Origin of the sequence: Bartonella sp. MR30HLJHH, assembly GCF_042194195.1 — a bacterium.
Taxonomy (GTDB): Bacteria; Pseudomonadota; Alphaproteobacteria; order Rhizobiales; family Rhizobiaceae; genus Bartonella; species Bartonella grahamii.
The window spans coordinates 25,712-38,529 of record NZ_JBHIMO010000009.1 but is presented as its reverse complement, the minus strand read 5'-3'; the positions used below and the strand labels follow the sequence as shown (position 1 = coordinate 38,529).

Sequence of the window (12,818 nt, the reverse complement as noted above, 5' to 3'; positions counted from 1 at the left end):
TACCAGAAAAACAGGACGGAACACCACGTGCAGAGGCATGACTGCATTTACACCATTTCTCATCATTATCTCCATCTGTTTTTTATGACTCATATTTCTTAAAAGTCTCCGGTAAAATAATCTTTAAAACAGTTCGGACATCCGAACCAACGAATCTTAAGTAATGCAATCCTAATGTTATAACATAGAAATTTTTCATCCATAAAAAAGTCTCAACGCATAATAGGCAAAAAACCTCTAAAGACAACTTAATATGAGTTACAGATAATTTAGATGACTATTATCAGCTAGGAAGCATAAATATTCTTTTATGTTGATATTATGCGTTTGGCAAGTAACAATGTAAATCATGTATAATGATAATATCTTTATGACCTTGATTTCGTTTTTGAGTGTTTATTTAGCTTTTATTGAAAAATAGAGAATAAATTGCTGTATCGTTTTTATATAACCAAGATAAATTATTACAAATGTAATGTAGAGTATTTTGCTTATGATAAGATTTTTTTTTACCAAAAAGCTGAAAACAGCTTATGGGGATATTATTGTGCTCGTCACATACTTTTCATTATTTTTTTTGCTATTCCAAATCAGTGTTCAAGCTGCAGATCCTCTGAGACTTATTAATTTTCGAACCATTGGTGATAGTGTTCATACGCGTATTATTGCGGTTTTCAATTCAAAACCAAATGTTCGTTTACAGATTTTAGACAGGCCAGCACGGTTGGTTATCAATTTACCTACAATTGACTTTTCGATGCAAAATACGCTTTTAAAGAAACAGAATACATTATCCGCTATGCTTTCAGATGTGCGTTATGCTTTCTCTGACATACAAACTTCACGCATTATTTTGACAAGTAAAACAGCTTTTGTGGTTGAAAAAAGTGTCGTAAAAAAATTAAATAATGGTTTATGGCAGTTGCTAATTGATATTCGTAAAAGTACACCAGAAAAATTTGATGAGATATTAAAAAAACAGCAAAGAACCAATTTTGATACAAAAACGCAGTTAATGCCAGCATATAATTTCCGTGTTGTTCTTGATCCTGGTCATGGTGGTATTGATGGCGGTGCACGGGGTGTTACTGGAGTTTTAGAAAAAGATGTGACTTTAGACTTTGCGCGTGCATTGCGAGACGAATTTAAAAAGGATTCTCACATTACTGTTGCTTTAACACGAGATTCCAATATTTTTTTAAGACTAAGTGAAAGAGTTAAAAAAGCGCAAGAGCTCGATGCTGATCTTTTTATATCTATTCACGCAGATACGATTGATCTACATTCTCTTCGCGGTGCTACAGTGTATACCATATCAGACAAAGCCTCTGATGCCATTGCAAAATCTTTAGCTGAAAATGAAAATAAAGTTGATTTGCTGGATGGTTTGCCTGCAGATGAAACACTCGAAGTTACAGATATTTTGATGGATCTTACACGACGTGAAACACATACATTTTCGGTTAATTTTGCAAATAGTGTTATTTCAAGTTTATCAAAGAATCATATTAACTTGATTAATAACCCACATCGGTATGCTAATTTTCAAGTTTTAAGAGCTTCAGATATACCCTCCGTCTTGATAGAGATAGGTTATTTATCCAATAAAGAGGACGAAAAGTTATTAAATGATCCTTATTGGAGAAAACAAATGGCAGCCTCTATTGCTCATTCTATTCGTCAATTTGCTCATTATAGGCAGAAAATGATACAGCCTCTTTAAATTTGTGAGAAAATAGAGTATCAATATGGGGTTCTAGTGTACCTTAGTATAAATAAAAGATAGAAAATAATTTCTCTTGATCTCAATCTTGTGGTGATATCCGCTTGGTGTGTTTGAAGTAACGTATTTTTTCTTTGATTAATTTTTAAGAAAGCGATAGCCGTTTTTATGATGATTTTTTTAAGATATCTTCTTCGTTTTTTTGTTGCTATTGGACTTTGTGGAGCAATAACATGGGGTGTTATGACCAGTGGTCAAGCAAATGCACTCCCTGATTACGAAGTTCTTTCACTTTATGAGCCGCCGGTAATGACCCGCGTCCATGCTTCTGATGGCCGTCTTATGGCAGAGTTTGCAACAAAACATCGCCTCTATTTACCAATTCAATCAATACCAAAGATTGTTATAAATGCTTTTATTTCGGCTGAAGACAAAAACTTTTATCATCATTTTGGTTTAGATCCCGAAGGACTTTCTCGAGCTTTGATCAATAATATTCGTAATATTGGTTCTGGAAGACGTCCAGAGGGTGCTTCAACTATAACGCAACAAGTCGCTAAAAACTTTCTTTTAAGTTCAGAAACAACGTTAGAGCGTAAATTTAAGGAAGCTATTTTAGCAATGCGTATTGAGAAAACTTATTCAAAGGATCATATTCTCGAACTTTATCTCAATGAAATTTATCTGGGTCGTGGCACTTATGGTATAGCAGCTGCTTCTTTGACCTATTTCAATAAATCCGTCAATGATCTGACGCTAGAACAATGTGCTTATTTGGCTGCTCTTCCAAAAGGACCAGCAAATTATGATCCATTTAAGAATACACAACGTGCTATTGATCGGCGCAATTGGGTTATAGATCGGATGATTGCAAATGGATATGTAACGCGTGAACAAGGTGAAAAAGCGAAAGCTAAACCTTTAGGAGCAACAATACGTGGGAGTGATAGCTATGTTTTTGCGGCTGATTATTTTACTGAAGAAGTGCGGCGTCGTTTAATACATCGCTATGGGGCTAAAACACTTTATGAAGGTGGGCTTTCCATTCGTACAACGCTTGATCCATATTTACAACTTATTGCGCGACGTGCTTTGCACGCTGGGTTAATTAGATTTGATCATTCGCAAGGATGGCGTGGAGCTTATGCGCATATCGATAAAAAAGGTGATTGGGGGATAGAACTTGCAAATATCACGGGGCTAAGTGATGTTCCTGAATGGCGTTTAGCTGTTGTTCTTTCTGCTAATCCCAATAAAGTAGAGATTGGTTTACAACCACAGCGCGAAGCTTCAGGTATATTATCAAAAAAACGGGAAATTGCTGTTTTATCTGAATCTGATTCAAAATGGGCACTCCATGTTGTAAAAGAAAATGGTTATCGAAAAACTGTTCAGAACTTATCTCATGTTCTGCAAGTTGGGGATGTCATTTTTGTTGAAAAACTATCCAATCCAAACAACACTTATCGTTTACAACAAATTCCAAAGGTTGAAGGTGCAATTGTTGCTATGGAACCTCATACAGGGCGCGTTCTTGCTATGGTGGGAGGATTTTCTTTTGCTGCATCTGAATTCAATCGTGCAACCCAAGCTTATCGCCAACCGGGGTCTGCTTTTAAGCCTTTTGTTTATGCAGCAGCTCTTGATAATGGGTATACACCAGCATCCGTTGTTTTAGATGGCCCCATTGAAGTTCGTCAATATAATGGGGAAGTTTGGCAACCAAAAAATTATGGTGGTACCTTTGCAGGACCTTCAACGTTGCGTTATGGTATTGAGCGTTCTCGTAATCTTATGACAATACGGCTTGCCAATGATATGGGAATGCCTCTTGTCGCTGAATATGCAGAACGCTTTGGCATAGTGGATAAATTGCAGCCTTATCTTCCCATGGCTTTAGGGGCTGGTGAAACAACAGTATTACGAATGGTTACAGCTTATTCAGTTATTGCCAATGGGGGACGCTCTATTAAGCCTTCTCTGATAGACAGAATTCAAGATCGTTATGGAAAGACAATTTATCGTCATGACGATCGTATTTGTGAAAATTGTAATACGCCTTCATGGAATAATCAACGTGAACCCACATTGATTGATGAGCGAGATCAAGTTCTTGACCCTATGACAGCTTATCAGATTACATCCATGATGGAAGGGGTTGTTCAGCGTGGTACTGCAGCACGTTTACGTTATCTTAATCGACATATTGCCGCTAAGACAGGGACAACCAATGACTCTAAAGATGTCTGGTTTATGGGATTTACTCCTGACATTGTCGTTGGTATTTTTATCGGCTACGACCAACCTGCTCCATTAGGATATAATGGAACCGGAAGTTCATTAGCTGCACCTATTTTTGGTGAGTTTATGGCAAATGCTCTTAAAGGGAAGCCAGATGTTCCCTTTAAGATGCCAAAGGGTATGATTTTAATGCCAATTAATCGGAAAACAGGAATGCTTGCGGAAAGAGGAGATCAAGATGTCATTATAGAAGCATTTAAACCAGGGACTGGTCCTGCTGATATATATCAAGTTATTGGGAGTACAAATTCTTTTCAAGAAGGTGTTCCTGCAGTAACCACTTCTCCACAAGTCAATAAAGCCCTTGAAAGTGGGGCAGGTGGGCTGTATTAATCAACAAAATCTCCTTTTGCCATGAGTCTATAGTTTTTATTTTTTTACAGTGTCGGTCCTGTAAATAGAATGATAAGTCCATGCTATTTCCTCACAGCAGCTATCAAATTTGTATAAAATTCTAGTGACATAACCAGAAAGAGTGTTAAAAAATACGGTGTTAAATTATGCGAGCAGAAATAGAAACATTAGTTGATGAAATCCAGAAAGCAATTCAATTGCTAAGGGGGCATCTTTGACTGGGATCAATCACTAAAACGTCTCGAATATCTTAATCAAAAAGCGGAAGATCCGTCATTATGGGATGATGCACAACAAGCACAGGATATGATGCGTGAGCGTCAACGTCTTGATGATTCAATCAATGGTCTTTTATCATTTACAAAAACACTTGAAGAATGCATTGAGCTTATCGCGATGGGCGAAGAAGAAAGTGATGTTGAAATTATTGCTGATGCAGAAAATTCAATACGTAATCTTAAAAATGAGATAGATAAAAGGCAAATAGATGTACTTCTTTCAGGAGAGGCAGATCCAAATGATACCTATTTAGAAGTTCATGCTGGAGCAGGGGGAACAGAAAGCCAAGATTGGGCTTCTATGCTCTTACGTATGTATATGCGCTGGGCTGAACAGCATGAAATGAAGGTTGAAATTTTAGAAATTCATGATGGAGAAGAAGCAGGAATAAAGTCAGCGACTATTCTTGTAAAAGGGCATAATGCTTATGGAATGTTAAAAACAGAATCAGGCGTTCATCGCTTGGTGAGGATTTCTCCATTTGATTCGAATGCAAAGCGCCATACCTCTTTTGCAAGCATTTGGGTTTATCCAGTTATTGATGACAATATTGAAGTTGATGTTTCAGAGGCAGATGTGCGTATTGATACATATCGTGCATCAGGAGCAGGAGGACAACATGTTAACACGACAGATTCCGCTGTTCGCATCACACATATAAAAACAGGTATTGTTGTTCAATGTCAAACAGAGCGTTCTCAACATAAAAATCGCGCTACGGCTTGGTCGATGTTGCGTGCACGGCTTTATGAAGAAGAGCTTAAAAAAAGAGAAGAAGAAATCAATGCTGCTGAATCTTCTAAAACAGAAATCGGATGGGGACATCAAATTAGATCTTATGTTCTTCAACCCTATCAGCTTGTCAAAGATTTGCGTACAGGGATTGAAAATACGGACCCACAGTCCGTACTGAATGGTAATTTAGATGCATTTATAGAGGCAGCGCTCGCACGGCGCATTTATGGACAAGACAAAGAAATTGAGGATATTCGTTAATTATATATCCTTCTTTCAACCATGTAGATTTTTTTCTTAAGTTGTTTGTTTTATTGATGTTGTGATACTACGATAGCTCTTGATACTTTAAAGGTTCAAAGAGGGATTTTCTTGTTCCTTTTTTCAATTTTTTTCTCACACGCCAATCCTGCTTATGATATTGCAAGTGATAGAAAGCTGCAATAAGAAAAAATTTTGATATTTGAGGGACTAATATGAATATAAAACAATTCATTATCCTTATAAATCAATATACTGTAACAATTGAATCCATTGAAAAACTAAAATCAATTCGGAGGATAACTTTTGCTTTTTAAGTTAAATTAAACACTCAATTTATAAGTTACCGTTATGATGTAAAAGTGTTGCAGTCGCTAAAACATTTTCAGCATGCCCAGATACGCTTACTTTGCGCCATTCTTCTGCTATTATTCCATTTGCATCAATTAAAAAAGTGCTCCGTTCAACACCCATATATTTGCGTCCATACATGCTTTTCTCAACCCAAACACCATAAGCTTCGAGGGTTGTTTTGTCTTCGTCAGAAACCAAGATGACATCAAGTTCATATTTTACTTTAAATTTATCATGTTTTTTTACATTATCTGGAGAGATTCCAATAACAGCAACACCGATTTTATCAAATTTCATCTTTAATTTTGTGAAATCAAGCGCTTCGCTTGTGCAGCCACTGGTGTCATCTTTCGGATAAAAATATAAAACAACAGGTTTTCCTTTAAAGTCAGAAAGACATACTGTTTCTCCTCCATCGCGAAGCAAATTAAAATCAGGAGCAAGAGCACCTTTCATTGGTCTTGTCATTGTCTTCATCTTTCTTTCTTGTGTAACAAGTATAAGATATCAGAGTACACAGAAGAAAATAACTATTCAACTCTCTAGAATATTATTGTTTTAAAGAGACCTTTATTTTCTTAACAAAACTCGCCCTCTCACAACGATTGGATTGAAAAAACAAGGTCGACGTGAACAACATAAACAAAACAACAAAAGATTATACTGGTTTCATCACAACATGTCTTTTCTTACCAAAAGAAAGTTTAATGATTCCTTCTGCACTGACATCCCCTTCAATAATAAGATGTGTTTCATCCTCAATAATTTGATCATTTACACGTACACCTCCACCTTGAACGTGTCGGCGTGCCTCACTATTAGATTTAGCGAGTCCTGCTTGTACTAAAAGAGTGAGCAATCCAACACCTTTTTTTAATTCTGAGGCATTAATTTCAACAGTTGGGAGATTTTCTCCCAGAGTTTTTTCTTCAAACGTTTTGCGAGCAGTTTCTGCTGCTGCATTGGCAAGAACACGTCCATGCAACATTGCTGTAACTTCTGTTGCAAGAATTTTTTTTGCTTCGTTAATTTCTGTCCCTTGTAATACAGAAAGTTTAAGAATCTCATCCATTGGCAATGGGGTATAGAGCTTTAGAAATCGTGTTACATCAGCATCTTCCGTATTGCGCCAATATTGCCAAAATTGATAAGGTGAAAGCATATCCGCATTCAGCCATACAGCCCCATTCAATGATTTACCCATTTTGGCACCGGAAGAGGTTGTCAGCAATGGTGATGTTAACGCATATAATTGTGGTGTTCCTAAACGATGCCCTAATTCAATTCCGTTAATAATGTTGCCCCATTGATCAGAGCCCCCCATTTGCATACGCAACCCATAACGTTTATAAAGTTCAACAAAGTCATAAGCTTGCAGAACCATATAATTAAACTCTAAGAATGACAAAGAGTGCTCACGCTCAAGTCTGAGTCTGACAGAATCAAATGACAACATACGGTTGACAGAAAAATGTTTTCCTACATCACGCAAAAATTCTAAGTAGTTTAAATTGCATAACCATTCAGCATTATTCACAATACAAGCATCTGTTTCTCGGTCACCGAATGTCAAATAGTTAGCAAATACCTTTTTAATACCATCAATATTTGCAGCAATATCATCTTGTGTCAGAAGACGTCGCGCTTCATCTTTGAAGGAAGGATCACCGATCAATCCGGTCCCTCCGCCCATTAAAGCAATGGGACGATGACCCGTTTTTTGTAACCAATAAAGCATCATAATCTGAAGAAGACTTCCAGCATGTAAACTCGATGCTGTTGGATCAAATCCAGTATAAGCGCTTATAGTTTCTTTTGAAAAAAGATCATCTAAGCCTTTTTCATCTGAAATTTGGTGGATAAAACCACGTTCGCTCATAATGTGTAAAAAATCAGATTTAAAGGCAAACACAGATTCAATTTCCTAATTTTAAGAGTGCATTCATTTCATATAATAGGTGATTATATAATGGAGCGTTATCTATCATAACTGATGCATACATCACAAGAGAAAGAGACATATTGATAATATAAAGATAATAATACAGGTATTATTTGCTTTTTACGCTAAAAAACAGACTTCTCAGTGATAGAAAAAAGGCATTCTGTTATTCTCATTTCTATCCTAGAATAAAATTTAGAAAAGTTTTAAGTACGGACTAAAAAAATTACTTTGTTATGATCAAAGACGACTTTTTCTGATTTTTTATAAATCTATCGTGTTTTCCTAAGTTAATGAAAGTATTTCAGGAGGAGGAGCGAGAAGTTCATTGGTGATATGGTTATCCAAATAGTGGGCACATCGTTCAATAAGTTCTTCATGACATCCACTGAAAAAGTGATTAGCCTCTTCCAATATTTCTTGTGTGATGATGATTCCTTTTTGTGTTTTCAATTTATCGACAAGTATTTGAACATCTTTTGGGGGGGAAACTTTATCGATACCGCCATGAATGATAAGTCCAGAAGAGGGACAAGGTGCAAGAAATGAAAAGTCATAAACATTAGGCTGAGGGGCAACTGAGATAAATCCTTCAATTTCCGGTCGGCGCATTAAAAGCTGCATACCAATCCATGCTCCAAATGAATATCCTGCTACCCAACAATTTTTAGAGTCTGGATGTTGTGTTTGCACCCAATCGAGAGCAGCAGCAGCATCTGAAAGTTCTCCTATTCCATAATCAAATTCACCCTGACTACGACCAATACCACGAAAGTTAAAACGTAAAGTTGTAAAGCCACGTTGTTGGAACATATAAAAGAGGTCATAGACAATTTTATGATTCATAGTTCCACCAAATTGGGGATGAGGATGCAAAATGATCGCAATGGGTGCATTTTTTTGTTGTGAAGGTTGATAACGCCCTTCGAGCCGACCCGCGGGACCGTTAAAAATAATTTCTGGCATAAAATGCTCCTTAAATGCAATAAAAGGCTCTCATTGACCTTGGTCGACTTTTACCATAGAATCTCTTAAATAATTATTAGATATTCTTTTTTTAGTGCACTTTTCAAGAAAATTGCGCTATTTTTTTAATCAATTCATAAGATTAATGATTGCGATGTAAAATGGTTATAAGACGCCGATATTTTGATCATAACGCAACAACACCGCTCAAAAAAATGGCACGGATGGCGTTAGTGGAATCTTTAGAGATATTTGGTAATCCATCATCGGTTCATAAGGAAGGGCGTGCGGCTAAAACCTTGTTGCAAAAGGCACGTCGACAAATCGCTGAAAATCTTAAAACAGATCCAGATCACGTGATATTTACCTCTGGTGCGAGCGAAGCAGCAATGACTTTGTTAACACCCTTTTACAATATGGGGAATGCAAAAGTTCAATTTTCTCATCTTTACCTTGGAGCGACTGAACATCCCTCTGTTGCGGAGGGAGGGCGTTTTTCTAAAGAATTGATAAGCGTCATTGCTGTTGATCAAGATGGGCTTATTCAACAAGATAAATTAACATCATTCTTAACGGTTCACGATAAAACAAAAGGTTTACCTCTTGTTGCTATTCAAGCTGCAAATAGTGAAACGGGTGTTATTCAACCGTTAACAGAAATCGCCGCTATTGTTCGGAATTTAGGAGGTACTCTTATTGTTGATTTGACACAATATGTCGATAAAAATTTCGTGGATATTAATCAGCTAGGAGGAGATTTTTTTATACTGTCTGCACATAAAATTGGTGGTCCTAAAGGAATCGGTGCTTTTGTTTCATGTGGTAATCTTCTCATGCCACACCCTCTTATTATTGGGGGAGGACAAGAAAAAGGTCTCCGTGGAGGAACAGAAGCATTGCCCCTTATTGCTGCTTTTGGGGCAGCAATGGCTGATTGTTTCACACAGGAGGAAATAAAACAGTTAATATATTTACGCAATAAATTAGAAGAAGGACTACAAAAAATAAGTAAAAATGTTAAAATTTTTGGCAAAAGAGTTCAACGTTTGCCAAATACAACTTACTTTACCGTGAAAAATATAAAAGCTGAAACGATGCAAATTGCTTTTGATTTAGAAGGGTTTTCTATATCATCCGGCTCTGCTTGTTCTTCGGGAAAAGTAAAACAAAGCAAAGTGTTGGAGGCAATGGGGTATGATGTTCCAAATGGAGCCATTCGCATTTCGCTAGGGCGGGACACAACTTCTGAGGATATTGATGATTTTCTGTCGTTTTTTTCTCAAATTATAAGCAAGAAAAAAGGGTAAGATTTATCATCAGAAAGTTATAAAATTAGAATTATTTTAAAAATAAGATAAGTTTGATTGAAATTTTTGCACTTTACCTATAGCCTAGGAAATAACTTGCTACTTTAACCTTGTAAAAAAACAAGACTTTTAGTTACCGGTTTTTGACGCCAAAAAATGGAGAAAATTGATGCCGGCAGTACAAGAAACAATACGCCAAGTACGTGAAATAGATGTTGACCAATATAAATATGGTTTTGAAACCAATATTGAAACAGATAAAGCTCCAAAAGGCTTAAATGAAGATATTATCAAATTTATTTCTGCTAAAAAACATGAGCCTGAATGGATGCTAACATGGCGCTTAAAAGCTTACCGCCGTTGGCTAACAATGCAAGAGCCTCATTGGGCGCGTCTTGAATATCCTAAAATTGATTTTCAGGAGCTTTATTATTATGCTGCTCCAAAAAATCATACAGGACCAAAATCTTTGGATGAAGTGGATCCTGAGTTATTAGCAACGTACGAAAAACTTGGCATTCCCCTTAAAGAACAAGAGATTTTGGCAGGAGTAAGAAAACAGTCTGATCCCTCTACGTTCGATGACAGTATGTCTGTATCGGGGCAGGTGGCTGTTGATGCAGTCTTTGATTCTGTTTCTGTTGTAACAACATTCAAAAAAGAGCTGGCACGTGCTGGTGTGATTTTTTGTTCTATTTCAGAGGCGATTATTGAACATTCTGAGCTTATTAAGGAATATTTAGGAACAGTTGTACCTATAAGTGATAATTATTATGCGGCCTTAAATGCAGCTGTCTTTACAGATGGTTCATTTGTTTATATTCCCAAAGGGGTTCGTTGTCCTATGGAGCTTTCAACTTATTTTAGGATTAATGAACGCAACACTGGCCAATTTGAACGAACATTGATTATCGCCGCTGAAGATTCCTATGTTTCTTATCTTGAAGGGTGTACAGCACCCCAACGTGATGAAAACCAACTTCATGCGGCTGTCGTTGAACTTATTGCCCTTAAAAATGCAGAGATTAAATATTCTACAGTACAAAACTGGTATCCTGGCGATAAAGATGGAAAGGGCGGTATTTATAATTTTGTGACGAAGCGTGGAGATTGTCGAGGTGATAGCTCTAAAATCTCATGGACACAAGTTGAGACTGGTTCTGCGATTACTTGGAAATATCCATCCTGCTTACTCCGTGGTGATAATGCGCGTGGAGAATTTTATTCTATTGCTGTTGCAAACGGTCATCAACAAATTGATTCCGGTACAAAAATGATTCATTTGGGAAAAAATACCTCCAGTCGTATTATTTCCAAGGGCATTTCTGCAGGTTTTTCAAATAACACTTATCGAGGACAAGTTACAGCACATCGAAAAGCACAAAATGCGCGTAATTTTACGCAATGTGATAGTTTGTTAATCGGAAATGATTGTGGTGCGCATACAGTCCCTTATATTGAAGCAAAAAATGCAACAGCTCAGTTTGAACATGAAGCCACAACATCAAAAATTTCTGATGACCAACTTTTTTATGTTATGCAGAGAGGAATTCCCGAAGAAGAAGCTATCGCGTTAATTGTAAATGGTTTTGTAAAAGAGGTCATTCAAAAACTTCCCATGGAATTTGCTGTCGAAGCACAAAAGCTTATTGGTATCAGCCTTGAAGGTAGTGTTGGATAATTTATTGAATTAGATAAATAGAAGACTTGATGTAAAAGGGCTGTAACAGTAGCAAATAATGCTAAAAATGACCTCTATGGTAATGACAAAAGTAGATGGATGCTAAGGCAAAATAATACGCATTGGTATCTGAAAAACAGCCAAAACAGGATTAAATTATGTTAGAGATAAAAAATTTGCACGCCCGTATTGCTGGGACCGATACAGAAGTTATTCGTGGTTTAAACTTGACAGTTCAAGATGGAGAAGTTGCCGCTATCATGGGACAAAATGGAGCCGGAAAATCAACTTTGTCTTATTTGCTTGCTGGTCGTGATGATTATGAAATAACAGAAGGAGATATTCTCTATAATGGAAAATCGCTTTTAGAAATGGATCCAGCAGAACGTGCTACATATGGTGTTTTTCTTGCATTTCAATATCCAATGGAAATACCTGGTGTTGCGACAATGGAATTTTTAAAAGTTGCGATGAATTCTCAACGCAAAGCGCGTGGTGACAAAGAGCTTAAAATTCCTGAATTTATAAAATGTGTTAAAGAAGTTTCAGCCAAACTTGAAATAGATATGGATATGCTAAAGCGTCCATTAAATGTAGGTTTTTCAGGTGGAGAAAAAAAACGCGCTGAAATTTTACAAATGGCACTTCTTGAACCTAGACTTTGCATTTTAGATGAAACGGATTCTGGTTTAGATATTGATGCATTAAAAATTGTTGCAGATGGTGTTAATAAACTTCGGGATTCAAAACGTTCATTTTTGGTGATTACCCATTATCAACGGCTGCTTAATTATATTATTCCTGACACGGTACATGTTCTTTATAAAGGACAAATTATCAAAAGTGGAGATAAATCCTTAGCGCTTTATTTAGAGCAAAATGGGTATGCTGATCTTATCAGGGAAGCGGTTTGAG

General features: G+C 36.7%; 9 protein-coding genes. 6 read left to right on the top strand and 3 right to left on the bottom strand.

Translation table 11 applies throughout. From position 1 onward, the window contains the following. The first annotated feature begins 493 nt into the window (after positions 1 to 493). From ACFIKR_RS06370 to prfB, 3 genes are all read left to right on the top strand, one after another. Positions 494 to 1,723 (top strand): N-acetylmuramoyl-L-alanine amidase, encoded by a 1,230-nt coding sequence (locus ACFIKR_RS06370; RefSeq protein ID WP_375659274.1) that lies wholly within the window; start codon positions 494 to 496, stop codon positions 1,721 to 1,723. Between the two features lie 168 nt (positions 1,724 to 1,891). Beyond that, positions 1,892 to 4,357 carry a penicillin-binding protein 1A gene (locus ACFIKR_RS06365; protein WP_375659273.1) on the top strand — a complete coding sequence of 822 codons (2,466 nt, stop codon included), beginning with the start codon at positions 1,892 to 1,894 and terminating at the stop codon, positions 4,355 to 4,357. A 167-nt stretch (positions 4,358 to 4,524) separates the two neighbouring features. Further along, a protein-coding gene (prfB, locus tag ACFIKR_RS06360; protein WP_375659272.1) for a peptide chain release factor 2 occupies positions 4,525 to 5,653 on the top strand; the annotation gives its coding sequence in 2 pieces (ribosomal slippage) (positions 4,525 to 4,593 and positions 4,595 to 5,653; 1,128 coding nt in all). Between the two features lie 336 nt (positions 5,654 to 5,989). Here prfB and ACFIKR_RS06355 read toward each other — a convergent pair. The 3 genes from ACFIKR_RS06355 to ACFIKR_RS06345 all read right to left on the bottom strand — a co-directional run bounded on the left by ACFIKR_RS06355 (position 5,990) and on the right by ACFIKR_RS06345 (position 8,915). Beyond that, the gene (locus ACFIKR_RS06355) at positions 5,990 to 6,475 is read right to left on the bottom strand and encodes a peroxiredoxin (RefSeq protein WP_375659271.1); all 486 of its coding nucleotides are present in this window, start codon (positions 6,473 to 6,475) and stop codon (positions 5,990 to 5,992) included. Positions 6,476 to 6,665: 190 nt separating this feature from the next. Beyond that, entirely contained in the window at positions 6,666 to 7,919 is a 1,254-nt protein-coding gene (gene tyrS, locus ACFIKR_RS06350; protein WP_375659270.1) for a tyrosine--tRNA ligase, read from the bottom strand. A 315-nt stretch (positions 7,920 to 8,234) separates the two neighbouring features. After that, positions 8,235 to 8,915: an alpha/beta hydrolase gene (locus ACFIKR_RS06345; RefSeq protein WP_015856377.1), complete on the bottom strand. Its 681-nt coding sequence runs from the start codon at positions 8,913 to 8,915 to the stop codon at positions 8,235 to 8,237. A gap of 161 nt (positions 8,916 to 9,076) precedes the next feature. Between ACFIKR_RS06345 and ACFIKR_RS06340 the strand changes: the two genes are divergently transcribed. From ACFIKR_RS06340 to sufC, 3 genes are all read left to right on the top strand, one after another. Further along, positions 9,077 to 10,222 carry a cysteine desulfurase family protein gene (locus ACFIKR_RS06340; protein ID WP_375659269.1) on the top strand — a complete coding sequence of 382 codons (1,146 nt, stop codon included), beginning with the start codon at positions 9,077 to 9,079 and terminating at the stop codon, positions 10,220 to 10,222. A gap of 169 nt (positions 10,223 to 10,391) precedes the next feature. Further along, complete coding sequence (gene sufB, locus ACFIKR_RS06335) at positions 10,392 to 11,903, top strand: Fe-S cluster assembly protein SufB (protein ID WP_015856379.1); 1,512 nt, start codon at positions 10,392 to 10,394, stop codon at positions 11,901 to 11,903. 158 nt (positions 11,904 to 12,061) lie between these two features. After that, a complete protein-coding gene (gene sufC / locus ACFIKR_RS06330) occupies positions 12,062 to 12,817 on the top strand; it encodes a Fe-S cluster assembly ATPase SufC (RefSeq protein WP_015856380.1) in 756 nt (251 codons plus the stop codon). Position 12,818: the final 1 nt, after the last annotated feature.